The 22,958-nt window shown below is 71.9% G+C and carries 24 protein-coding genes; 12 read left to right on the top strand and 12 right to left on the bottom strand.

What is annotated here, in order from left to right; genetic code table 11:
- The first annotated feature begins 4 nt into the window (after positions 1 to 4).
- Both ACYQ8Q_RS33155 and ACYQ8Q_RS33150 read left to right on the top strand, forming a co-directional pair.
- Entirely contained in the window at positions 5 to 1,231 is a 1,227-nt protein-coding gene (locus ACYQ8Q_RS33155; protein WP_460070218.1) for a cation:proton antiporter, read from the top strand.
- A gap of 241 nt (positions 1,232 to 1,472) precedes the next feature.
- Positions 1,473 to 2,870 carry a hypothetical protein gene (locus ACYQ8Q_RS33150; protein WP_460070216.1) on the top strand — a complete coding sequence of 466 codons (1,398 nt, stop codon included), beginning with the start codon at positions 1,473 to 1,475 and terminating at the stop codon, positions 2,868 to 2,870.
- A 22-nt stretch (positions 2,871 to 2,892) separates the two neighbouring features.
- Here the strand turns inward: ACYQ8Q_RS33150 and ACYQ8Q_RS33145 are convergent, their stop codons facing one another.
- Positions 2,893 to 3,303 (bottom strand): pyrophosphohydrolase domain-containing protein, encoded by a 411-nt coding sequence (locus tag ACYQ8Q_RS33145; RefSeq protein ID WP_460070215.1) that lies wholly within the window; start codon positions 3,301 to 3,303, stop codon positions 2,893 to 2,895.
- A 120-nt stretch (positions 3,304 to 3,423) separates the two neighbouring features.
- On the opposite strand from ACYQ8Q_RS33145, the gene ACYQ8Q_RS33140 reads away from it, so the two are divergent.
- A complete protein-coding gene (locus tag ACYQ8Q_RS33140) occupies positions 3,424 to 4,422 on the top strand; it encodes a TAXI family TRAP transporter solute-binding subunit (protein WP_460070213.1) in 999 nt (332 codons plus the stop codon).
- 30 nt (positions 4,423 to 4,452) lie between these two features.
- On the opposite strand, the gene ACYQ8Q_RS33135 is transcribed toward ACYQ8Q_RS33140, so the two are convergent.
- Both ACYQ8Q_RS33135 and ACYQ8Q_RS33130 read right to left on the bottom strand, forming a co-directional pair.
- Complete coding sequence (locus ACYQ8Q_RS33135; protein WP_460070211.1) at positions 4,453 to 5,865, bottom strand: sensor histidine kinase; 1,413 nt, start codon at positions 5,863 to 5,865, stop codon at positions 4,453 to 4,455.
- A 9-nt stretch (positions 5,866 to 5,874) separates the two neighbouring features.
- Positions 5,875 to 6,561: a response regulator transcription factor gene (locus ACYQ8Q_RS33130; protein WP_460073596.1), complete on the bottom strand. Its 687-nt coding sequence runs from the start codon at positions 6,559 to 6,561 to the stop codon at positions 5,875 to 5,877.
- Positions 6,562 to 6,848: 287 nt separating this feature from the next.
- Here ACYQ8Q_RS33130 and ACYQ8Q_RS33125 point away from each other — a divergent pair, with 287 nt between their 5' ends.
- From ACYQ8Q_RS33125 to ACYQ8Q_RS33090, 8 genes are all read left to right on the top strand, one after another.
- Positions 6,849 to 7,628 carry an amino acid ABC transporter ATP-binding protein gene (locus ACYQ8Q_RS33125; protein WP_460070209.1) on the top strand — a complete coding sequence of 260 codons (780 nt, stop codon included), beginning with the start codon at positions 6,849 to 6,851 and terminating at the stop codon, positions 7,626 to 7,628.
- Between the two features lie 54 nt (positions 7,629 to 7,682).
- Positions 7,683 to 8,537 (top strand): glutamate ABC transporter substrate-binding protein, encoded by an 855-nt coding sequence (locus ACYQ8Q_RS33120; RefSeq protein ID WP_460070207.1) that lies wholly within the window; start codon positions 7,683 to 7,685, stop codon positions 8,535 to 8,537.
- Between the two features lie 105 nt (positions 8,538 to 8,642).
- On the top strand, positions 8,643 to 9,308 hold the full coding sequence (locus ACYQ8Q_RS33115) for an amino acid ABC transporter permease (protein WP_460070205.1): 666 nt from the start codon (positions 8,643 to 8,645) through the stop codon (positions 9,306 to 9,308).
- On the top strand, positions 9,305 to 10,216 hold the full coding sequence (locus ACYQ8Q_RS33110) for an amino acid ABC transporter permease (RefSeq protein WP_460070204.1): 912 nt from the start codon (positions 9,305 to 9,307) through the stop codon (positions 10,214 to 10,216). Before ACYQ8Q_RS33115 ends, ACYQ8Q_RS33110 begins: the two co-directional genes overlap by 4 nt.
- Before the next feature lie 176 nt (positions 10,217 to 10,392).
- Positions 10,393 to 12,006 (top strand): FAD-dependent monooxygenase, encoded by a 1,614-nt coding sequence (locus ACYQ8Q_RS33105; RefSeq protein ID WP_460073594.1) that lies wholly within the window; start codon positions 10,393 to 10,395, stop codon positions 12,004 to 12,006.
- Positions 12,007 to 12,096: 90 nt separating this feature from the next.
- Complete coding sequence (locus ACYQ8Q_RS33100) at positions 12,097 to 12,183, top strand: putative leader peptide (RefSeq protein ID WP_460073592.1); 87 nt, start codon at positions 12,097 to 12,099, stop codon at positions 12,181 to 12,183.
- A 95-nt stretch (positions 12,184 to 12,278) separates the two neighbouring features.
- Entirely contained in the window at positions 12,279 to 12,830 is a 552-nt protein-coding gene (locus ACYQ8Q_RS33095) for a cupin domain-containing protein (RefSeq protein ID WP_460070202.1), read from the top strand.
- Positions 12,827 to 13,222 (top strand): rhodanese-like domain-containing protein, encoded by a 396-nt coding sequence (locus ACYQ8Q_RS33090; protein ID WP_460070200.1) that lies wholly within the window; start codon positions 12,827 to 12,829, stop codon positions 13,220 to 13,222. Before ACYQ8Q_RS33095 ends, ACYQ8Q_RS33090 begins: the two co-directional genes overlap by 4 nt.
- Positions 13,223 to 13,274: 52 nt before the next feature.
- Here the strand turns inward: ACYQ8Q_RS33090 and ACYQ8Q_RS33085 are convergent, their stop codons facing one another.
- The 6 genes from ACYQ8Q_RS33085 to ACYQ8Q_RS33060 form a co-directional block, all read right to left on the bottom strand.
- A complete protein-coding gene (locus ACYQ8Q_RS33085) occupies positions 13,275 to 15,809 on the bottom strand; it encodes an FtsX-like permease family protein (RefSeq protein ID WP_460070198.1) in 2,535 nt (844 codons plus the stop codon).
- Complete coding sequence (locus ACYQ8Q_RS33080) at positions 15,806 to 16,144, bottom strand: hypothetical protein (RefSeq protein WP_460070196.1); 339 nt, start codon at positions 16,142 to 16,144, stop codon at positions 15,806 to 15,808. Before ACYQ8Q_RS33080 ends, ACYQ8Q_RS33085 begins: the two co-directional genes overlap by 4 nt.
- A 96-nt stretch (positions 16,145 to 16,240) precedes the next feature.
- Positions 16,241 to 17,041, bottom strand: a complete 801-nt coding sequence (gene recX / locus ACYQ8Q_RS33075; RefSeq protein ID WP_460070195.1) for a recombination regulator RecX — start codon at positions 17,039 to 17,041, stop codon at positions 16,241 to 16,243.
- 3 nt (positions 17,042 to 17,044) lie between these two features.
- On the bottom strand, positions 17,045 to 18,172 hold the full coding sequence (gene recA, locus ACYQ8Q_RS33070) for a recombinase RecA (protein ID WP_460070193.1): 1,128 nt from the start codon (positions 18,170 to 18,172) through the stop codon (positions 17,045 to 17,047).
- A gap of 249 nt (positions 18,173 to 18,421) precedes the next feature.
- Positions 18,422 to 19,678 (bottom strand): AI-2E family transporter, encoded by a 1,257-nt coding sequence (locus ACYQ8Q_RS33065; protein WP_460070191.1) that lies wholly within the window; start codon positions 19,676 to 19,678, stop codon positions 18,422 to 18,424.
- 60 nt (positions 19,679 to 19,738) lie between these two features.
- Entirely contained in the window at positions 19,739 to 19,933 is a 195-nt protein-coding gene (locus ACYQ8Q_RS33060; RefSeq protein WP_460070189.1) for a DUF3046 domain-containing protein, read from the bottom strand.
- 79 nt (positions 19,934 to 20,012) lie between these two features.
- Between ACYQ8Q_RS33060 and ACYQ8Q_RS33055 the strand changes: the two genes are divergently transcribed.
- Positions 20,013 to 20,957 carry a hypothetical protein gene (locus ACYQ8Q_RS33055; protein WP_460070187.1) on the top strand — a complete coding sequence of 315 codons (945 nt, stop codon included), beginning with the start codon at positions 20,013 to 20,015 and terminating at the stop codon, positions 20,955 to 20,957.
- 17 nt (positions 20,958 to 20,974) lie between these two features.
- Here ACYQ8Q_RS33055 and ACYQ8Q_RS33050 read toward each other — a convergent pair whose 3' ends face one another.
- The 3 genes from ACYQ8Q_RS33050 to ACYQ8Q_RS33040 are packed head-to-tail and all read right to left on the bottom strand — an operon-like array spanning position 20,975 to position 22,883.
- Positions 20,975 to 21,283 carry an AzlD domain-containing protein gene (locus ACYQ8Q_RS33050; protein WP_460070186.1) on the bottom strand — a complete coding sequence of 103 codons (309 nt, stop codon included), beginning with the start codon at positions 21,281 to 21,283 and terminating at the stop codon, positions 20,975 to 20,977.
- Positions 21,283 to 22,020 (bottom strand): AzlC family ABC transporter permease, encoded by a 738-nt coding sequence (locus ACYQ8Q_RS33045; RefSeq protein WP_460070184.1) that lies wholly within the window; start codon positions 22,018 to 22,020, stop codon positions 21,283 to 21,285. The genes ACYQ8Q_RS33050 and ACYQ8Q_RS33045 overlap by 1 nt, the downstream gene beginning before the upstream one ends.
- Positions 21,909 to 22,883, bottom strand: coding sequence for an AraC family transcriptional regulator (locus tag ACYQ8Q_RS33040; RefSeq protein WP_460070182.1), 975 nt, complete (start codon positions 22,881 to 22,883; stop codon positions 21,909 to 21,911). Before ACYQ8Q_RS33040 ends, ACYQ8Q_RS33045 begins: the two co-directional genes overlap by 112 nt.
- Between the last annotated feature and the right edge of the window lie 75 nt (positions 22,884 to 22,958).

The raw sequence follows: 22,958 nt of genomic DNA, 5'->3' as shown, positions 1-22,958 counted from the left end.
TCGAGTGCACTCCGCAGTTCTGCTGATCGAGTTCGGTTCCATCATCCTGGCGCTCGGGCTGCTCGGCCGGTTCGCCGCCCGTTTCTCGTTCTCGCCGATCCCCCTGTACCTGCTGGCCGGGCTGGCCTTCGGCGAGGGCGGGCTGCTGCCGCTGGGCGCGAGCGAGGAGTTCGTCGCCACCGGCGCCGAGATCGGCGTCATCCTGCTGCTGCTGATGCTCGGCCTCGAGTACACGGCGAGCGATCTGGTCTCCAACCTCAAGTCGCACTACCCGTCGGGCCTGGTCGACTGCGCCCTCAACGCGCTGCCGGGCGCGGCCATGGCGCTGCTGCTGGGCTGGGGCCCGGTGGCGGCGGTGGTGCTGGCGGGCGTCACCTGGATCTCGTCGTCCGGGGTGATCGCGAAGGTGCTGAACGACCTGGGCCGGGTCGGCAACCGCGAGACGCCGGTCATCCTCAGCGTGCTGGTCCTCGAAGACCTGGCGATGGCGGTCTATCTGCCCATCGTCACGGCGCTGGTGGCCGGGGTGGGGCTGGCTGCGGGGAGCCTCACCCTGGCCGTCGCGCTGGGCGTCGCGGGGCTCGTGCTGTTCGCGGCGGTGCGCTACGGCCGGGTCATCTCCCGGTTCGTCTCCAGCGACGACCCGGAGAAGCTGCTGCTCGTGGTCCTGGGCCTGACGATCCTGGTCGCCGGTGTGGCGCAGCAGTTGCAGGTGTCGGCGGCGGTGGGCGCGTTCCTCGTCGGCATCGCGCTGTCCGGGGAGGCCGCGGAGGGCGCGCACACGCTGCTGAGCCCGCTGCGGGACCTGTTCGCGGCGATCTTCTTCGTCTTCTTCGGGCTGCACACCGACCCGGCGAGCATCCCTCCGGTCATCCTGCCCGCGCTGGCGCTGGCCGTCGTCACCGCCGCGACGAAGATCGCGACCGGCTACTGGGCGGCCCGGCGCGCGGGTATCTCCGTCAAGGGCCGCTGGCGGGCGGGCGGCGCGCTCGTCGCCCGCGGCGAGTTCTCGATCGTGATCGCCGGTCTCGCGGTCACCGCCGGGATCGAGCCGTCCCTCGGCCCGCTGGCGACGGCGTACGTGCTGCTCCTGGTGGTCCTGGGCCCGCTCACCGCGCGCTACACGGAACCGCTCGCCCGGTGGTGGACGAGCCGCCGGACGCCCCGCGCGAACCTGCCGGAACAGCGGACCGAGTCCGTGGCACGGCCGCAGACGCCGGTGGGCGACTGAGGCACGGCGCCGAGGCGGGGCCGCGTTCTTCCCGAGCGCGGCCCCCTTCCGCACTCCGTGGCACACGTCACACCCCACGGTGACGGAATCCCGGACCGGCAGCGGGAGGGCCATGGCATGCTCATGCCTTGTTACCGGCAAGTAGGTATCCGGTGTCCCACCATGCCCGGCCGGTCCCCCCTCTCACCCCCCATCCCCAGGACTGACCTTGCGCAGACGCCTGAGGCACACCCGTGCCCTCATGCCCGCCTTAGCCGCATCCGCCCTCCTCCTCGCCACGGGCTGCTCCTCGGCCCCGTCACAGGCAGCCTCCCCCTCCACCACGACCGTCCGGGAGTCCGGCACCGCGGGCTCCGCCACCGGCCGCTCGCTGGCCGTGGCGGCCGCTCCGGCCGGCACCGCGACCGCCTCGGCCCATCCGGCCAGGTCCGACGGCAGGGCCCACCGGACCGAGCTCAGCGTCGCCTCGTACCACAGCAGGACCCGACGGGCCGTCATCTCCTCGAACGACGGTCCGGGCCGGGCGAGTTCACCGCCCTCGCCGGGTTCCTCCCCCTCGGGCTCCGCCTCCCCGAGCGCCTCGGCGGCTCCGCGGCAGCGCACCGCCGTCGGCGACGTCATCGCCAGCGCTCCCGCGCCGGGCGCCCCGCAGGGGCTTCTGGCCAAGGTCACGAAGGTGATCGGCGAGACCGAGCAGGGCACGGAGGTCCAGACCGAACCGGCCCGGCTCAACGCCCTGCTCGGGGACGACACCGCCAAGGGCAGCGTGCCCGTCGACCCGGCCGCCTTCGACGTCGACAAGCTGCTGCCCGACGTCGACCTCTCCTGGTCCGGCACGGGCGACGTCCACGTCGGGCCGGAGGGCGCGACGGTCCCGCTCGGCAGCCTGCGGCTCGACGTGCGCGCCGAACTGCCCACCGTGGCCCGGGGTTCCGCCTCCGCGGACGCCTCCGTCGAGGGCTTCGTCCAGGTCGCCCCCCAGGTGGACTTCCGGTACGGCGGCGAGGGCACCGACACCGCACCCGCCTCCGCCTATCTGGGCGTGTCCGGGGACTGGACCTCGGGCTGGGCGCTGAAGGGCCGGGCCAAGGCGTCCGCGACCGCGGCACGGATCCCCTTCGCCAAGCTGCACGCCGACCCCGTCCTCCAGGTCGGTCCCGTCCCCGTCGTGGTCAACCTCGATCTGACCTGTTACGTCGAGATCAGCGGCGACGGAAAGATCACCGTGGACGTGGAACAGAGCCTGAAGGGCGACTTCAAGGCCGGCGGCACCTTCGGCCTCGCCCAGGGGTGGACCCCGGTCAGCTCCTCCGACATGACCAGCACGCCGGTGCGCACCTCCGTCACCACCGCCGGAAGCGTGAAGGCGGCCCTCGGAGCCGAGGCGAGTGTCGGCCTCTACGGCAGTGTCGGCGTCGTCGCCGACCTCGCGCCGTACGTCCGCGGCGAGGGCACCGCCACGGTCACCGGCACCGACGAGGTGTTCGAGGCCGACGGCACCTGGGCGCTCTACGGCGGGGTCGACCTCACCGGCACCCTGCGGCTCCAGCTGACCATCTTCGGCACCCCCGTGTTCGGCAAGGACATCCCCCTGGGCACGCTCCACCGCGAGTGGAAGCTGGCGGGCAGCTCGCCCTAGGACCCCGGGCTCGTCCGGCCGTTCAAGCCGCGCCGCCGGGTATCCATCCCTGGCGGCGCAGCACCGCCGAGACGTCCGGCGCCTCGTAGTGCTCCCCCTTGAGCACCTTGCCGTCGGCCCTGCGGGCGACCTGGCCGTCGGGGCCGAGCTTGGTCATGTTCGAGCGGTGGATCTCGGCGATCACCGCGTCGAGGTCGATCCCGTGCACCAGCGCGGTGCCGTACGCGACGTAGACGACATCGGCCAGTTCGTGCGCCAGCCGGTCCAGCGGGCCGCTCACCGCCACCTCGGCGACCTCCGCCGCCTCCTCGGCGAGCAGCTCACCGCGGTGCGCGGCGAGGCCCGGCGGCACCTCCGTGGGCGTGCTGCGCGCGTCGAGCCCGAAGGCACGGTGGAAGTCACGGACCAGGTCCGCGGGCGAGGAATTGCTCATGCACCCGACTGTAACGAGCCCCACTGACAGCGACCCCGGAACGCCCGTCCGCACCGTCCCCGCCCGTCTCTGTGAGCCCCGCCCTGGCCAGCCCCACGCACCGGCTGGCAGGATCGGCGCATGTCCAAGGTCTTCTCCCGTATCGGCAGGCGCCAGGCCCGGCAGGGGGCGGCGGCCGGTGTCGTCGTGCTCGGGCTGCTGCTGTGGTGGCTGCTGCCGCTGGGCGAGGATCCGCCGAGCGGGACGATCACCTTCAGCACGGGCACGCCCCGCGGCGTCTACCAGTCGTACGGCTCCCAGCTGCGCGACGCGCTCGCCAAGGACATGCCGGGCCTGACCGTGATCCTGAAGTCCAGCAACGGCTCGCAGGACAACGTCGAGCGGGTGGCGACGGGTGGCGCCGACTTCACCATCGCGGCGGCGGACGCCGTCCAGCTGTACGAGTCACGGCACCCGGACTCGGCGAACCGGCTGCGCGGGGTGGCACGGCTCTACGACGACTACGTCCAACTGGTGGTGCCGCACGACTCCGACGTCCGCTCCGTCGCCGATCTGAAGGGCAGGACGGTGGCCACGGGCCTGCCCGGCTCGGGTGTGCGTCTGATAGCCAACCGGGTGCTCCAGGCGGCGGGACTGGACCCGGACAAGGACGTCAAGGCCGTGGAGAAGGGCATCAACGACGGCCCGCAGGCCCTGAAGAAGGGGGACATCGACGCGTTCTTCTGGTCCGGCGGCATCCCCACGGGCGGTCTGGCGGACCTGGCCAAGACCTTCTCCTTCCGGTTCGTGCCGATCGACGCCGTCCTCGTCGCCAAGATGCACGGCCAGGACAGCTCCACGAGCTACTACCGGGCCACGAACATGTCCGCGTCGGTGTACGGGAGCCTCCAGAGCGACGAGACGGTCCCGACGATCGCCGTGTCCAACGTGTTGATCACCCGTACGGACGTGGATCCACGGCTCACCGAGTGGATGACCCGGATCGTCATCAAGAGCCGTGACGACATCGGCTCGCGCGTCCACTCCGCGCAGCTGGTCGACCTGCGCACCGCGATCGACACCAATCCGCTCACCCTGCACGACGGCGCCCGGCACTACTACCGCTCGGTCAAGCCGTAGGCCGCGTCCAAGCCGTGGGCGGCGCCGCGGTCAAGCCGTGGGCCGCGACCTCGGCACCGACACCGTGACCTTCAGCCCGGTCGGCTCGTGACGGTCGTACGAGAGCGAGCCGCCGCCCGCCGCGAGCAGGGTGCGGGTGATGGACAGGCCGAGGCCCGAGCCCTTGATGTTCTGGTGGCGGCCGCTGCGCCAGAAGCGGTCGCCCACGCGCGTGAGTTCCTCGTCGGTGAGGCCGGGGCCGTGGTCGGTGACGACGACGGTGGAGGTCTCGCCGTCGGCTGCGACCCTCACCTCGACGCGCTCGCCCTCCGGCGTGAACTTCACCGCGTTGTCGATCACCGCGTCCAGCGCGCTGGACAGGGTGACAGGGTCGGCCCAGGCCGTGGTGGCCGGGCAGTCGCCGACCAGCCGGACCCCCTTGGCCTCGGCCGTGGGCGCCCAGGCGGCGACGCGCTCGGCGGTCAGCGCGCCGATGTCGGTGACCCGGAGATCGGCCTCGGTGTGCTCGGCCAGGGCGAGGTCGAGCAGGTCGTCCAGGACCTGGGCCAGGCGTTTGCCCTCGCTCTGGACGGAGGCGATCTCCTCGTTGTCCTCCGGGAGTTCGTAGGCGAGCAGTTCGATGCGCAGCAGCAGCGCCGCGAGCGGGTTGCGCAACTGGTGCGAGGCGTCGGCGACGAAGGCGCGCTGCTGCTCCAGCACGTCCTCGACGTTGTCGGCCATCTCGTTGAACGACCCGGCCAGCCGCCTGAGTTCCGGCGGTCCGCTCGCCACCGCCACCCGGGACTTCAGCCGGCCGCTGGCGATCGCGTGCGTGGTGATGTCCAGCACCCGCACGGGTTTGAGGACCCATCCGGTCAGCCGCAGCGCGGCACCGATGGCCAGCAGCATGGCGGCGACCTCGCCCGCGCCGATGACCAGCCAGCCGTGCAGGATCCGTGACCGCATCGGCCCGGTGGGCGAGTCGGTGACGACGACCGCGACCACGTCACCGTCCCGGATGACCGGCGACGCCACCACGAGCCGGCTGCGCTGCCAGGGCCATACCTGCTGGGGGTCATGGCTGCGACGGCTGAGCAGGGCCTCGGCGTACGCCGCCTGCACCTCACTCATTCGAGGGAGGGTGAAATCCTTGGGTGCCCGGGCCAACGGGGTACCGGTGGTGGAGAAGACAGCGGCACGGATGTCGTAGACCTCGTAGTAGCTGTCGAGTTCGCGTGCGAGCGTCAGCAGCCGCTCCTCCATGGACGCCGACGCGGTCGCGTCGGTTCCCGAGGGCACGGTGACGTTCTGGGCGAGCGCGGCGAAGCGCGCGGTGTCGTCGATCCGGTCGACGACCACCCGCTGCTGCTGCGCCCCGGCCACGCTGACGGCCAGCGGCATCCCGAGGGCGAGCAGAACGGCCGCCATCAGGACGATGAGCAGCGGCAGCAGACGTGTACGCAACGGTCCCCGCTACCCGGCCGGGGCGACGAGCCGGTACCCGACGCCGCGTACGGTCTCGATCAGGGCGGGCATGCGCAGCTTGGCGCGCAGGGAGGCGACGTGCACCTCCAGGGTGCGCCCGGTCCCCTCCCAGCTGGTGCGCCACACCTCGCTGATGATCTGCTCCCGGCGGAAGACGACACCGGGCCGCTGGGCGAGCAGCGCGAGCAGGTCGAACTCCTTGCGGGTGAGCTGGACGACCGTGCCGTCCACGGTGACGCGCCGGGTGGGCAGTTCGATCTGCACGGGTCCGAGCCGCAGCGCGTCCTCGGCGGGCGTGCCCGCCTCCTCGTGGACGGTGCGCCGGCTGACGGCGTGGATCCGGGCGAGCAACTCCCCGGTGTCGTAGGGCTTCACGACGTAGTCGTCGGCGCCCAGGTTGAGGCCGTGGATGCGCGAGCGCACGTCGGAACGGGCCGTCACCATGATCACCGGGGTGGCGGTGCGCTTGCGGATCTTGCCGCAGACCTCGTAGCCGTCCTGGTCGGGCAGGCCGAGGTCGAGCAGGACGACTCCGAAGCCGGGGCCTTCGGGAACGAGCGCCTGGAGCGCCTCCTCGCCGTTGCGGGCGTGCGTGACGTCGAAACCGTGCCGCTTGAGGACCGCGGACAGTGCGGCGGCGACATGGTTGTCGTCCTCGACGAGGAGCAGCCTCATCGCGGCCCCCTCCGATTCATCGGCCATTTGGTCTGTTTGTGTACAAAACGCGGGCACACACGCATGCGCACCATGCAGTCACGCTGATGGACGACGACGCCGTCAAGTGGGTTCCGGTTGCGCGCGACTTCCGTTACCCGCCCGATACGCACGCAGGTCACAAGTGCTACGACACGTGTCCGATTGCTATCGGATCGTGATGCTCAGATTCCCCTCAGATGTAATGACGCTGGTCGCGGCCGGTTACTACTGTCCTCCGAAACCGAGGTGGACGGAGCCTGAGAGCGATGACCGAAGTATCGGTGACCAAGCAAGACGCGGTCCCGCCCGGCGGCGATCTCGTCGTCCTGAAGAGCGTCAACAAGCACTTCGGCGCGTTGCACGTGCTCCAGGACATCGATCTGACGATCACCCGCGGTGAGGTCGTCGTGGTCATCGGACCCTCCGGGTCCGGGAAGTCGACCCTGTGCCGCACCGTCAACCGTCTCGAGACGATCGACGACGGCACGATCACGATCGACGGGAAGCCGCTGCCCCAGGAGGGCAAGGCGCTGGCGCGGCTGCGCGCCGACGTCGGCATGGTCTTCCAGTCGTTCAACCTGTTCGCGCACAAGACCGTGCTCGAGAACGTGATGCTCGGTCAGATCAAGGTCCGCAAGACCGACAGGAAGCAGGCCGAGGACAAGGCCCGCGCCCTGCTGGACCGCGTCGGCGTGGGGACGCAGGCGGACAAGTACCCGGCCCAGCTCTCGGGCGGGCAGCAGCAGCGCGTCGCCATCGCCCGGGCGCTGGCCATGGACCCCAAGGTGATGCTCTTCGACGAGCCGACCTCGGCTCTCGACCCGGAGATGATCAACGAGGTCCTGGAGGTCATGCAGCAGCTCGCCCGGGAGGGCATGACCATGATCGTCGTCACCCACGAGATGGGCTTCGCGCGATCGGCCGCGAACCGTGTGGTCTTCATGGCCGACGGCCGCATCGTCGAGGAAGCCGCACCCGAGCAGTTCTTCAGCAACCCGCGCAGTGACCGTGCCAAGGACTTCCTGTCGAAGATCCTGCACCACTGAACCGCCGGCACCCGCAACGCGCTCAGCCCTTCTTCACTCCTTAAGGAAGTAGCCATGAAGCTTCGCAAGGTCACCGCCGCCTCGGCCGTCGTGCTCTCCCTCGCGCTGTCCGCCACCGCGTGCGGCGGCGACAGCAAGGACGAGGGCAGCGGCAGCTCCAGCGGGGGCGGCGGCACGATCAAGATCGGCATCAAGTACGACCAGCCCGGCCTCGGCCTGAAGAAGCCCGACGGCACCTTCGCCGGCTTCGACGTGGACGTCGCCACGTACGTCGCCAAGGAGCTCGGCTACGACGCGGACAAGATCGAGTTCGTCGAGACCAAGAGCGCCGACCGCGAGAACGCCCTCGCGCGCGGGGACGTCAAGTTCATCGCCGCGACCTACTCGATCAACGACGAGCGCAAGCAGAAGGTCGACTTCGCCGGCCCGTACCTGCTGGCCCACCAGGACCTGCTGATCAAGACCGACTCGACCATCACCAAGGGCACGGACCTCAACGGCAAGAAGCTGTGTTCCGTGACCGGTTCGACCTCGGCGCAGAACGTCCAGAAGTCGATCGCGCCGAAGGCGGACCTCAAGGAGTACGGCACCTACTCCGAGTGCGTCGCCGCGCTGCAGAACGGCGCCGTGGACGCGGTGACCACGGACGACTCGATCCTCGCCGGCTTCGCCTCCCAGGACCAGTACAAGGGCAAGTTCAAGCTGGCGGGCCTCAAGCTCAGCAACGAGAACTACGGCATCGGCGTCAAGAAGGACGACTCCGCGACCGTCGACAAGATCAACAAGGCGCTGGAGAAGATGGTCAGCGACGGCTCCTGGCAGAAGGCGGTCGACGCCAACTTCGGCCCGGCGGACTACAAGAACGAGGCGGCCCCGAAGATCGGCGTGATCGTCCCGAACGCCTCGTAGCCACCGCCCAGCGGGATTTCTGCGGTGTGCCGCCGTCCGTCGCGATCACGGCGGCGGCGCGCCCCGCCCTCCTCATACGCCACCCACCCGGAAGCGCGGGAGATCGTGTTCGACTTTCTTGAAGGTTACGACGTCCTCGGGGCGTTCTGGATGACGGTGAAGCTCACCGCCCTCTCCGCCGTGGGCTCCCTGGTCTGGGGCACACTGCTCGCTTCGATGCGGGTCAGCCCGGTCCCGCTGATGCGCACCTTCGGCACCGCCTACGTCAACATCGTCCGGAACATCCCCCTGACGGTCATCATCCTCTTCTGTTCGGCCGGCCTCGCCGACGTGTTCCACGTGACCCTGGGAGGCGGGAACTTCAAGATCCAGGGCTTCCGGCTGGCCGTCCTCGGTCTGGTCGCCTACACCGCGGCCTTCGTCTGCGAGGCGCTGCGCTCCGGCATCAACACGGTGCCGCTCGGACAGGCGGAGGCGGCCCGCGCCATCGGCCTGAGCTTCAGCCAGACCCTGCGGCTCGTCATCCTGCCGCAGGCCTTCCGCGCGGTCATCGCCCCGCTGGCCAACGTCCTGATCGCCCTGACCAAGAACACCACGGTGGCGGCCGCCATCGGCGTCGCCGAGGCCGCCTACCTGATGAAGACGATGATCGAGAACGAGGCGCAGACACTGCTCATCGGAGCGTTCTTCGCGTTCGGGTTCGTGGTACTGACCCTGCCGACCGGCCTCTTCATGGGCTGGCTGGGCAAGCGACTGGCGGTGAAGCGATGAGCTCGGTCCTCTACGACACTCCCGGCCCCCGCGCCAAGCGGCGCAACCTCCTGCTGTCGGTGGTCTTCACCGCCCTCCTCGTGCTGCTCCTGTGGTGGGTGTGGCTGAAGATGGACGAGAAGGACCTGCTCACCTCCGCGCAGTGGAAACCGTTCACCGAGTCGCAGGCGTGGACGACCTATCTGCTGCCCGGCCTCGTCAACACGCTGAAGGCCGCGGCGCTGGCCATGGTGATCGCCCTTCCGCTGGGCGCGGTCTTCGGTATCGCGCGGCTGTCCGACCACCGGTGGGTGCGGGGCGTGGCCGGCACGGTGGTGGAGTTCTTCCGCGCCATCCCGGTGCTGCTGCTCATGCTGTTCGCCAATGAGTTCTACGCCCGCTCCACCAACGTCACCAGCGAGGACCGGCCCCTCTACGCCGTCGTCACCGGCCTGGTCCTCTACAACGCGGCGGTGCTCGCCGAGGTCGTACGGGCCGGCATCCTGGCCCTGCCGAAGGGCCAGACGGAGGCGGCGTACGCCATCGGTCTGCGCAAGGGGCAGACCATGGGCAGCATCCTGCTGCCGCAGGCGGTCACCGCGATGCTCCCGGCGATCGTCAGCCAGTTGGTGGTCATCGTGAAGGACACCGCGCTCGGCGGTGTGATGATCGGCTTCACCGAGCTGCTCAACTCGCGCGGCACCCTCGCCGCCAACTACGCCAATGTGATCCCGAGCTTCATCGTGGTCGCCGTCATGTTCATCGTGCTCAACTTCATCCTGACCAGCTTCGCGAGCTGGCTGGAGGGCCGTCTGCGGCGCAGCAAGCGCGGCACGGGCGCGGTGCTCGGCACCGACAAGGTCGACGACCTGAACGCGGCCGAGGTCGGCGGCAGCTACGGCACCGGCGCGGGTGGGGCGAGCTTCTGACGCATACTCAAGGAGCTTGACCTGTACGAGGGCAGTGGCGTGCGCGCCACTGCCTTTCGTCGCTTGACGCAAACAACGACAATGGGTTGCATACGTTCTGTGATCGTGCACCCTGCTCCAACCTGTTGTTCACTCTCGTCCCCGAGGACACCGTCGAAGGCAGGGAGCGCCACGCCGTGGACCCGGTGATCATCGTCGGAGCGGGGCCGGTCGGCCTCACGCTCGCCCTGGCCCTGGCCCGCCAGGAGGTGCCGTCGGTCGTGCTCGACGAGGGCACGGGCAAGGACGAACCTCGGCTCGCGCGCACCGTCGTGCTGCGCGAGGACACCGCCGCCCTCGTGGAGCGGCTCACCGGGGTGCCCCTGGACCAGGTGGGGATGCGCTGGTCGGGATGGCGGTCGATGCGGCGTCGGCAGGTGACGAACGAGGTCGTGTTCGGCGAGGGCGAACCCGCCCCGCTCCATATCGCCCAGCATGTGCTGACCGGCGCCCTGCGCACCGCCCTCGCGCGCGAGCGGCTGGTCAGGATCAGCGTGGACAGCCGGCTGGACTCGGTCGAGCAGGAACCTTCCGGTGTCACCGCCCACACTCGCGGCCCCCGCGGCACCTGGTGGCGCGGCAGCTTTCTGATCGGCTGCGACGGCCCCCGCTCCACGGTCCGCAAACTCCTCGACATCCGCTTCCCCGGGCGTACGGCGGTGGAGCGACATGCCGTGGCCGCGCTGCGCGTGGAACTTCCGTGGGACGGCGAGGCGTTGCTCCATAGGACACCGCCGTGGCGCTCGTCCGGTCCCTCCGCCGGGGAGATCACCGGACGTCCGCTGCCGGACGGCGTCTGGCGCCTGGACTGGCTGCTCCCGCCCGGAAAGGACCTGGTCACCCCCGAGCTGCTGGTGGCCCGCGTCCGCGAGACCCTCGCGGGCTGGAGCGAGGGCCCGACGCCGGAGTACGAACTGCTGGACACCGGGGTGCACACGGTGCACCACCGGCTCGCCCGCCGCTGGCGCGTGGGCCGGATCCTGCTCGCCGGGGACGCCGCGCACCTGCTGGGCGCACTCGGCACCCAGGGGCTCGACGAGGGACTGCACGACGCCGACAACCTCGCCTGGAAGCTGGGCCTGGCCTGGCACCACGGCCCGCACGAGGCACTGCTCGACAGCTACCAGAGCGAGCGCCGCGCCGTGGTCGCCGCCCGGCTGCGCGCGGCCGACCAGGTGCTGCCGCTGCTGCGCGGAAGCGGCGGCATAAGGTCGTACGTCCCCGGCGCGGCCCGCGGCCACGACGTACTGCTCTCCGACGGCCATCTGGGGCGCGGCCAGCTCGGCGCGGCGGGCACCTACGCCGGCTCGCCACTCGCGCCGCAGCATCTGGAGGCGGAGGTACCGGTGGACACGCCCCTCGGCTCGGCGGTCGAGGACGTCCGGGTGACCGCCGAGGACGGCTCCTTCGTCCAGCTGCGCGACCGGCTCGGCCGGGGCCGGCTGCTCGTCCTGCTGATCGCGCCGGGTACGGGTGTGTGGGAGCGCCGCCACTGGGTGGGCGCCGGGCTGATGCCCCGGCTGGCCGCGGCCGTGACGGCCCTGCCGACCCCCGCCGAGCTGCTCGTGGCCGAGAGCTACCCGGGCGCCGCCGCCCACACCGTGCTGCTGGTACGGCCCGACGGTCACCTGGTCACCGCGCTGAACGGGGTGCGCCCGGCCGACCTGTACGCGGCGGCGGAGGCGGCGATGGGCGGAACGGCGGCGGAGGAGGCGAAGGCGGGGTCGGCGGCGGGGTCGGCGGCGCAGTAGCCGGACGGATGACCGCACTCACCGTCACTGTGCTGTCCGCATGGTGACAGTGAGTTGACCGGCCTCCACCGGCGTGGTGTACTCCGCATCGTGACCGACACCGATGTGCGCCTGTGGCGGAGGGTCCATATGGACCTCGTCCGCTATGCGGGCTGCGTGTGTTGCCCCTCCTGCTGAACTCGCCTCCCTGTCTCCCCCGGCGTGCGCCGCCGTGGCGCCTGTGCGCCGACGTGCCGTCGCACGCTCCAGCGAACGTTCCCAGGACGGTGTCCGTGTCTGTCTCCCCCGTCGTGTCCCCTGGTGCGGCCTCCGCTGCGGCCCCCGCGCAGGCCGCGCCCACCCAGGCGGACCTCCTCGACTTCGTCCGGCGGACGGCCGCCGACACCGAGCTGGTCGCCTCTCTCCCGCTCGACCCCGAGGGCCGCACCTGGGTGCGCCTGGAGGGGCCCGGCGGCAGTGAGGCCTGGCTGATCGGCTGGCCTCCCGGCACCGGCACCGGCTGGCACGACCACGCCGACTCGGTGGGCGCCTTCGTCACCGCCCGGGGCGAGCTCAAGGAGTACTCGCTCGCCGCGCGGCTGCCCACCGACGGCTGGAAGACCCTGGAGCTGACCGAGGGCGTGGACCGGGAACGCACCCTGCCCGCGGGCCGGGGCCGCTCCTTCGGCCGCCACCACGTCCACGAGGTGCTCAACGAGTCGGGCGAGGAGCACGCCGTCTCGGTCCACGCCTACTACCCGCCGCTGCCGCGCATCCGCCGCTTCAGCCGCACGGGGCAGGTCCTCCGCCTGGAGCAGGTCGAGCAGCCGGAGGACTGGCAGTGAGCGACGACGGCCCGCTCGGCATAGACGAGCTGCTCGACCGGGTGCGTGCGGGGTACGCGCGCGTGGAGGCCCACGAGGCGTACGAGGCCGCCCGTGCCGGGGAGGCGCTGCTCGTCGACATCCGGTACGCGGCCCTGCGCGAGCGGGACGGTCTGATCCCCGGGGCCGTGGTCGTCGAGCGCAATGAACTGGAGTGGCGGCTCGACCCGCAGGGCAGCCACCGTCTCCCCGAGGCCACGGGCCACGCCCTCCGGGTCGTCGTGATCTGCAACGAGGGATACGCGTCGAGTCTGGCGGCCGCCTCGCTGCACCAGCTCGGGCTGCACCGGGCGACGGATCTGATCGGCGGCTTCCAGGCCTGGAAGGCCGCGGGACTGCCGGTGACGCCGTAGCCCCGGCGCACCCGTCGGTCCTCGGTCGCCGCGCCCCGGCCGCCGCCCGGTCTCATTCCTTGGCGGTGGCCACTGTCACCGCGCGCACCCGCAGGGCCATCCGGCCGGGCAGGGCAGTGGCGACGAGGGCGAGCAGACCTGCCACGGCGACCACCACCGCGTACACGAGCGGGGTGACCGCCGGTGCCGCGCGGCCGGTCATCCCGAGGCTGAACGCGGTGAGGACCGCCAGGGCGATGGCGCTGCCCAGGGTCGCGGCCAGCAGGAGCACCGACAGGGCCTCGGTGCGCAGCATGCGCAGCACCTGACGGCGGGTCGCGCCCGCGAGGCGCAGCAGCGCGAACTCCCGGACCCGTTCGGAGACCGACATCGCCAGGGTGTTGACCACGGCGATCGCCGTGAAGGCGAGGACGAGCCCCATCGCGAGCAGATTGACCTCCGCGTTGGCCTGCTGCCGCTCGGCCTGGAGCGAGTCGGCGACGGCCGGGGCCATCACCGTGAGTCCCGGGAACTTACGGAGCGTGGTCGCGAGTTGTGTCTGTGTGCGGTCCGTGCCGACGAGGAGGGAGGAGGAGAGCGGGTTGTCGACATGGCGGGCGAGGAGGTCGTGCGCGAAGGTGAGGTCTCCGAAGCCGAGGCCCCTGGCGTAGACGGCGGCGACGGTGAGGGTGGCGGGCGTGCCGTCGCCGAGCGTGAGTCCCAGGGTGCTGCCGGGCGCCAAGTGGAGCTGGTCCGCGGCCAGTTCACTGACGGCGACGGTGTTCTCGGTGAGCCCGGACAGGGAGCCGGCGGTGACGTCGGGGTCCCAGGTGCGGGTGAGCCCGGCCGGGGTGACGCCCTGTGCCGTGTACTTGTCGAGGCCGACGCGGACGGTGGTCCGGACGACCTCGGTGACGGCGTCGTCGCCCGTGCGGAGCTGTCGTGCCGCCTCTGCGGGGACGCCGGGGCCCCGGGAGGCGACCACCCAGTCGGCGCGGACGCCCGCACGGGCCTGGGCGCGGGCCGCGTCGCCGAGGGTGGGCTGCACGAACAGCACGGTGCAGGTCATGCCGATGAGCAGGGTGAGGGGGGTGACGACGGAGGCCATCCGGGCGGCGTTGCCACGGAGGTTGGCGGTGGCGAGCCTGCCGCCGTGGCCGGTCAGCCGCAGCGGGCCGGACAGGAACAGCGCGGCCGCTCTGACCAGGAGGGGCCCGAGCAGGGCGACGGAGGTGGACAGGACGACCACGGCGAGGAAGGTGACGGGGGTCGACGCGGGTTCGGTCCGCAGGGCGCTGAGCACGGCGACGAGCACGGCGCCGCCGGCGAGCAGCAGCAGACCGGCGAGGAGCCGGCCCCAGGCGGGTCGGGTGCGTTCGGTGCGGGCCTCGGCGAGCGCCTCGGCGGGGCGGATCCGGGCCACCCGGCGGGAGGCGATACGGGCGGCGGCCCAGGCCCCGAACAGGGTCGCCGCGACGGCGGCGAACGGCGGGAGGACACCGGCGGTGTGCTGGAGTGTGGCGGGCATGGCGCCCAGGGCGACGAACCTGTCGTACAGCCGGCCGCCCAGCACCAGTCCGAGGCCTGCCCCGACCGTGCCGGCCGCCGCTCCGGCGATCAGGGCCTCGCGGCCGAGGAGCCTGCGGATCTGTCCCGAGGTGGCGGCGACGGCCCGGAGCAGGGCGAGTTCGCGGTGGCGCTGCTGGACGGAGAGGGCGAAGGTCCCGACGACCACGAGGACCGCCACCAGCAGGGAGGTGCCGCCCATCGCACCGCCCATGCTGACCAGCCTGGTGCGGGCCGTGGCGGCGTCCAGGAACTCGACCGGGCCGCGGGCGTCACCGGTGCTGATCTGCGCTCCGGTGCCGTGCAGCGCCGTGGCCACGGCCTGCCGCAGCCGCTCCGGGTCGGTGCCCGTCTTCGGCAGCACCCCGAACGCGGTGACCTGGCCGGGGTGCGCGGCGAGGCGCCGGGCCTCCTCGGCGGAGAAGAAGAGGGACGTCTGGTGGCGTACGGCCGTGGCGGGTGCGGCGATTCCGGAGACGCGGTAGGTGCGCGGGGCCTGCGTCGACTGGACGGTGAGGCGGTCGCCGGGTGCGAGGTGGGCGCGCCGTGCGAGGTCGCGGTCGACGACGACATCGGCCGGCTGTGTGGGGGCGGCGCCCGCGGTGAGGCGGTACGGCGTCAGCGCGGCGGAGTCCCAGGCGTGCCCGTAGGCGGGCCTGCCCTCGTCCGCGGTGCCCGTGGGCGTCAGGGGCTGGGCGAGGAAGGTGAGTTCGGGGACGACACGGGCGGTGCCGGGCAGGGCGGCGATGGTCTTCCCGAGGCCGGAGGGGAGCCAGGCGCGCTCGGCGACGGGTTTGTCCTTGTGTTTGACCTTGGTCTTGCCGTGCTTGTGGGTGACGGTGGTCCGGTGGACGTTCTGGTCGGCGGAGACCACGATCGGCGCGGCCGCGTACCGCTCGGTGCGGATGGTGCCGCGCAGTCCCGTCTCCAGCAGGGTGCCGCACGCGGTGATCAGGGCGGCCGCGCACATGAGGGCGAGGAAGGCGCCGAGGAAGCCTGCCTTGCGGGCGCGGACGGTCTTCAGTGCGTAGCGCAGCATCATGACGGACCGGTCTCTCTTCTGTTGTGTGCCTGGTCGTGCTGGTCGGGCGCGGGGCGGGCGACCAGGCGGGTGAGGACGGTGGAGCGATGTCGTCGCCGGCGCGGCGGGAAACGGCGATCGCCGGGCACCGCCTGCCACCAGCGCTCCCGCTGCGCGGACGGTGTCGCGCCCCGTGCCTCGGGCGGCTCCGCGCCGGCCTCGCCGGCGAAGCCGTATCTGGCCGGTTCGCGCAGGTGGCAGCTGGTGGATCCGGTGTTGGGGCCGAGCGCCCGGGCATGTGCCTTGAGCGCGGCGGGATCACCGATCTTGACGGACGCGGGAAGCGCTGGGGGCATGCGTACACAGTCGTCTGTGCACACGGGTCTGTGCAGTGCGGTGGCCCGGTGTCCTCGGCGGGGGGTTGTCCCCACCCCCACCCTCACCCCGCCGGCTCAGTCGCCGTCCTCCATGAGGAACTCCGTGTCCTCCCCCTCCTCCTCCAACGCCTGCCGGACCACCCGCAGGGCCATGCCCTCGGAGTAGCCCTTGCGGGCGAGCATGCCGGCGAGGCGGCGGATCCTTCGGTCGCGGTCGAGGCCTCGGGTGGAGCGGAGCTTGCGGGCGACGAGGTCGCGCGCGGTCTCCTCCTCCCGCTCGAAGTCGAGCCGGCCGACGGCCTCGTCGATCAGCGTCGGGTCGACCCCCTTGGTCCGCAGCTCCCGCGCGAGCGCCCTCCGGGCCAGTCCCCGGCCATGGTGCCGGGACTCCACCCAGGCGTCCGCGAAGGCACTGTCGTTGATCAGCCCGACCTCCTCGAACCGCGAGAGCACCTCCTCGGCGACCTCGTCCGGGATCTCCCGCTTGTGCAGGGCGTCGGCGAGTTGCTTTCGGGTGCGCGGGGTCCCGGTGAGCAGGCGCAGACAGATCGCCCGCGCCCGCTCGGCCGGGTCCCCCGAGGACTCTTCCCGCTCGGCCCTCGACGAGGGAGAAGAGCCTCCGTCCTCGGCGGACGGTTCCCCGAAGCCGCGGCGACGACGTCCGCGCCCGCCGCGCGGGCCGCCCTCGCCACCGCCGCGTCCGGCCGCGCGGCCACCACGGCGCGGGCCGTCACCCTGCGCGCCGTCGTCGCCGTACGGCAGGTCACCCGGCCGGTCGTCGTCGCCCCGCGCGGGACCGCCGTGGTCCCCGCCACCCGGCTCCCAGGGGGTGCCGGGGTGGGCGTCGTACTCGGCCCAGTCCGTTCGTCGTGTCACGGATCAGCTCTTGGCGGTCGTGGCCTTGGTCTTGGCGGTCTTGGCGGCGGCTGCCGGTACCGTCGTGACGTCGCCCGCGGGCGCGCCCGGGGTGGCCGCGGCGTCCGTGCCCGGCTCGGCGGCGGGCTCCTCCGGGCGGACGCCGACGCCCAGCTTCTCCTTGATCTTCTTCTCGATCTCGTTGGCGAGATCGGGGTTGTCCTTCAGGAAGTTGCGGGCGTTCTCCTTGCCCTGGCCGAGCTGGTCGCCCTCGTACGTGTACCAGGCGCCGGCCTTGCGGACGAAGCCGTGCTCCACGCCCATGTCGATCAGACCGCCTTCGCGGCTGATGCCCTGGCCGTAGAGGATGTCGAACTCGGCCTGCTTGAAGGGCGGCGCGACCTTGTTCTTGACGACCTTGACGCGGGTGCGGTTGCCGACCGCGTCCGTGCCGTCCTTGAGGGTCTCGATGCGCCGGATGTCGAGACGCACCGAGGCGTAGAACTTCAGCGCGCGGCCACCGGTCGTGGTCTCCGGGGAGCCGAACATCACGCCGATCTTCTCGCGGAGCTGGTTGATGAAGATCGCGGTGGTCTTGGACTGGTTGAGCGCGCTGGTGATCTTCCGCAGCGCCTGGCTCATGAGACGGGCCTGGAGACCGACGTGGCTGTCACCCATCTCGCCCTCGATCTCCGCGCGCGGGACGAGCGCGGCGACGGAGTCGATGACGATGAGGTCGAGGGCGCCGGAGCGGACCAGCATGTCCACGATCTCCAGGGCCTGCTCGCCGTTGTCCGGCTGGGAGAGGATCAGGTTGTCGATGTCGACGCCGAGCTTCTTCGCGTACTCGGGGTCGAGGGCGTGCTCCGCGTCCACGAAGGCGACCTGGCCGCCGGCCTTCTGGGCGTTGGCCACCGCGTGCAGGGTCAGGGTCGTCTTGCCGGACGACTCCGGACCGTAGACCTCGACGACACGGCCGCGCGGGAGGCCGCCGACGCCGAGCGCCACGTCGAGCGCGGTCGACCCGGTCGGGATGACCTCGATGGGCTCCCTCGACCGCTCGCCCATGCGCATGACCGCGCCCTTGCCGAATTGCCGTTCAATCTGTGCGAGTGCGGCATCCAGGGCCTTCTCGCGGTCGGTTCCTGCCATGGGTTCCACCCGGTTTGCTTGAGTCGATCGCTTCACGTCAAAGACGCTAACGCCTGCCACTGACAATGCGCCCCGACGCCGGTCCAGCCTGTGGATAACTCAGGGACTTCCCTGTCTAAAACGGGACGTAAACCCCGGCGCGAGCTTCGCCGGAGCCTCCATAAGAATGTATGTTCGATTTTTGTGTCAAGCGCGCCACACGACGGCGGCGAGCTGTTCCCGGCTCGTGCCGTTCGGTCGGGCAGGACCTCAGCTCCCGGTCGAGCGGCCTCCGCGCCGCTCCCGCGCTCCCGCCCACAGGCTCCGGGCGCGGTCGAGCGGACCCGTGCCGTCGACGCGGCCCCGGTGACCGTGGACGCGGGGGTCGTCGGTGACGTCGTAGCGCTTCACGTACGCGCCCAGGAACGCCTGGAGCGTGGCGACGGCCGGGATGGCTATCAGGGCGCCCACGGCACCGAGGAGGGCGGTGCCGGCGATGACCGAACCGAAGGCGACCGCGGGATGGATGTCGACGGTCCTGGACGTCAGCTTCGGCTGGAGCATGTAGTTCTCGAACTGCTGGTAGACCACGACGAAGATCAGCACCCACAGCGCGTACAGCGGCGAGACCGTGAAGGCGATCAGCATGGGCAGGGCGCCCGCGAGATAGGTGCCGATGGTGGGGATGAACTGCGAGACCACGCCCACCCACACGGCGAGCACGGGCGCGTACGGGATGCCCAGCGCCTCCAGCAGTACGTAGTGCGCGACCCCCGAGATCAGCGCCATCAGCCCGCGGGAGTACAGGTACCCGCCGGTCTTGGCGACGGCGATCTCCCACGCGCGCAGCACCTCGGTCTGCTTGGCGGGCGGCAGGACGGAGCACAGCGCGCGGCGCAGGCGCGGTCCGTCGGCGGCGAAGTAGAACGAGAACAGGGCGATGGTCAGCAGCCTGAAGAGGCCGCCCAGGACCTGGGTGGAGACGTCCAGGACGCCGGCGGCGCTGTTCTGGGCGTACTTCCGCAGCCAGTCCGAGTGGAGGAGCCCCTCCTGGATGTCCACCCGGCGAAGATCCGTGCGGAACGTGGTGTTGACCCAGTTGATCACGGAGTCGAGGTAGTCCGGGAAGCCCTCGATCATCTTGATGATCTGCCCCGCGAGCATCGAGCCGAGCAGCGTGAAGAACCCGGCGACCATGATCAGCAGGCCGAAGAAGACCAGGAAGGTGGCGAATCCCCTGCGCATCCCCCGGGCCGCCATCCGGCTCACGGCCGGTTCCACCGCGAGGGCCAGGAAGAACGCGATGAGGATGTTGAGCAGCAGGCCGATGACCTGGTGGAAGGCCCAGGTGCCCAGCTGGAACACTCCGATGAGGGCGAGCGCGAGGACCATCGCGCGCGGGAGCCAGCGCGGCATGCGCTCGCCCGCGGCGACGGCGGCGCCGTCGGCCGGGGGCCGGGTCGGCGGCGTCGTACCGGACGGGGATGCGTGCCGGGCCGCCTGCCCGGTCTCGTCAGTGGGTGCCACGGCACAAGTCTCGCCCACGGCACCGACACTCCGGCACCCCCGGGTGATCTTCCCTGTGGATCAGCGCAGCTCCGCGGGAACGTTCATCACCGCGCAGACCACGCGCCACACGTCCTTGGCCTCCCAGCCGGCGGCCAGCGCCTCGTGCACGGTCCGCCCGCCGAGTTCCGTCATCACGTGATCACGCGCGAACGTCTCGGCGGTACCCGTGCCGAAGTGCTCGTCCATCCGCTGCCAGAAGACCGTCAACCGCATGCCCCCAGTATCCCGCCCCCGGGGGGTGGCCCCCGCCGGGACCGCCTGCGGAGACCGCTTTCCCCCCTACGGTCTGACCATGGCCGAAACCGGAGCATCCCCACTCCCCCCGACGCCCCCGGCGCGTTCCCCGCTCTTCCGCGCCGAGCCCTTCGTCTGGCTCACCGCGCGCGTGCTGGAACAGCGCCTCTTCGCGTACGAGTTCCTGCACGGCGGCGCCGACCCCGTCGAGGCGGCGCTGGACGCCTACCGCAACGAGGACGGCGGTTACGGCCACGCGCTCGAACCCGATCTGCGGGGTCCGGTGAGCCAGCCCCTGCACACCGCGCACGCGCTGCGGGTCCTGGACCTCGTCGGCCTGCTCGGCGGGCGGCGGATCGAGCGGGTGTGCCGCTACCTCACCGCCGTCTCCACCGCCGACGGCGCCCTGCCCGCGATCGATCCCGGCCAGCGCGGCTACCCCGCCGCCCCCTTCGTCCCGATCGTGGACGACCCGCCCAGCGACCTGCTGGCCACGGGCCCGGTGGTGGGCCTGCTGCACCGCAACGACGTGTGGCACGCCTGGCTGTTCCGGGCCACGGACTTCTGCTGGCAGGCCGTGGACTCCCTGGAGCGGTCCCACCCGTACGAGATCGAGGCCGCCGTCGCCTTCCTGGACTCCGCTCCCGACCGCCCGCGCGCGGAGGCGGCCGCCGACCGCCTGGGCCGTCTGGTGCGCGGCCAGCGCCTGGCGGCGCTGGACCCCGACCACCTGGACGCGTTCCCGGTGGCGCCTGGATACGCCCCCGGCGAGCACCACTTCCCGCACGACTTCGCGCGCACGCCGCGCTCCCTCGCGCGCGCGTGGTTCACAGACGACGAGATGGCGCGCTCCCTGGACCTCCTCGCGGGCGAGCAGCAGGAGGACGGCGGCTGGCCGGTCCGCTGGCGCCACTGGGCGCCCGCCCCGGCCCTGGAGGCACGCCCCATGGTGACGATCGAGGCCCTGCGCACCCTGCGGGCCCACGGCCGCCCGATCGGCTGATCACCCGGGCCCCGGCGTCATCCGCCCAGGGCCCGCACCCCGGCCGTGACCACCACGGCCGCCGCGACGACGATCAGGAAGGGCGCCCGCAGCACCAGCGCCACGGCGGCCGCCGCAAGCCCGGCGGCCCGGGCGTCGAGCACGAGCGCGTGCCCGTCGGCGAAGGTCTGCTGGGCCGTGAGAGCGGCCAGCAGAGCCACCGGCAGCAGGGCGGCGAGCCGCCGTACGACCGGCCGTTCCAGAGCCCCGTCGGGCACGAGCAGCCCGGCGAGCTTGACGGCGTAGCACCCCGCGGCGGTGGCGAGGATCGCGACCCAGACACCCATCACGCACTCCCCTCGTCCTGTCGCCGCCCCTTCAGGTACAGCACGGCGGGTGCGGCGAGCGCGGCCACCAGCACCGGCACCCCGGCCGGCACCACCGGCAGCAGCCCGAGCCCCAGCACGACGGCGAGCCCGGCCACGATCCGCTCGGTGCCGGTCCGCAGCATGGGCGCGAGCAGCGCCAGGAAGACGGCGGGTCCGGCCGCGTCGAGCCCCCACGCGTCCGTGTCCCCGATCGCCTCGGCCCCCAGGGCGCCCAGCAGGGTCGTGAGGTTCCACAGCACGTACAGGCTCACCCCGGTGACGGTGAAGCCGATCCGGGCCGCGCGCCGCCCTGGCTGCGCCAGCGACACGGCCGCCGTCTCGTCGATCACCCACTGAGCCGCCAGCGGGCGCACCGCGCGTGGGAGGGCGAGCACCTGGGACAGCCGTAGACCGTAGAACGCGTTGCGCACCCCCAGGAAGAACGCGCCCGCGGCCGCCGTGAGCGGGTTGCCGCCCGCCGCCAGCGCGCCGACGAGCGCGAACTGGGACGCGCCGGTGAACACCAGGAGGCTCAGCGCACAGCTCTGCCACACGGTGAGCCCGCTGCCCGCCGAGGTCACCCCGAAGGCGAACCCGGACAGGCCTACGGCGACGCCGACGCCCAGTCCGTCCCGGACGACGGCGGAGTCCGGTTTCCCGGCCCGGCCGGCGCGTAGGTCTGCGCTGGTGTCTGAGAGAGCTGTCTGTTCTGCCACGTGTCCGACGGTAGGAGGAGCCGGCCGCGCGCGTCTTGTACGTTCTTGCGCTCGCGCTGGTACGCCCCCGGCGGCACGCCCACGATCCGGGCGAAGTGGCGGTTGAGGTGCGGCTGATCGGTGAACCCCACGGTGACCGCGGCCTCGGCGGGAGTGGTGCCGCCGTCCAGGAGCCGGCGGGCCCGCCGCACCCGGGCATCGGTGAGCCACGCGTGCGGCGGCATCCCGAACGTGTCGCGGAAGGCGCGCAGGAGCGCGAAGGAACTGGTCCCGAGCTCCCGTGCCAGCCGCTCCAGCGTCGGCGGATCGGCCATCCGTTCCTCCAGCACCCCACGCGCGCGTGCCGCGATCCGCGCCCCGGCCGTGCGCACCTCCCGCTGCGGCAGCGCACCGCCGTTGAGCCGCAGCAACCGCGTCACGGCGACCCGCAGCATCGTGTCGGCGGCGAGCGCGTTGCCCTCGTCGACGGCCCGGAGCACCTGGTGCACCAGTGCGGCGGCACGCGCGTCGTCGAGCACGGGGCTCACGAAGCCGGGCGTGCCCCGCAGGCTCGTCGTCTCGGCCGCGATCTCCGCCACCAGCTCGGGCAGCGGGTAGACGGCGCCGTACCGCCACCCCTCCGGAACCCCAGCCCGCCCGGTGTGCGGGGTGTCGGGGTTGACCAGCGCCAGGGCACCGGCCCCCACGTACACATCGGACCCGTGATGCCGGAAGACCTCCGCCCCTTCGGCGACGGCGGCGATCACGAAGTGCTCATGGGTGTGCCGCAGGAACGTCTTGCGGACGTACGAGGCGCGCAGCAGATCGACACCGGGCAGTTCCGCGTACCGCCAGTGCCGAGCCGACTCACGAGAACCCGCCATGTCCCCATTCTCCGCCCCCGCCCAAGCCCGCGTCGCCGCGGCCATCGCCGCAGGTCGGAGCGATTGTCAGTGCCC

Source organism: Streptomyces sp. YKOK-I1, from assembly GCF_054660435.1.
The sequence above is the reverse complement of the archived record's forward strand: the minus strand, read 5'-3'. Positions and strand labels throughout refer to the sequence as shown.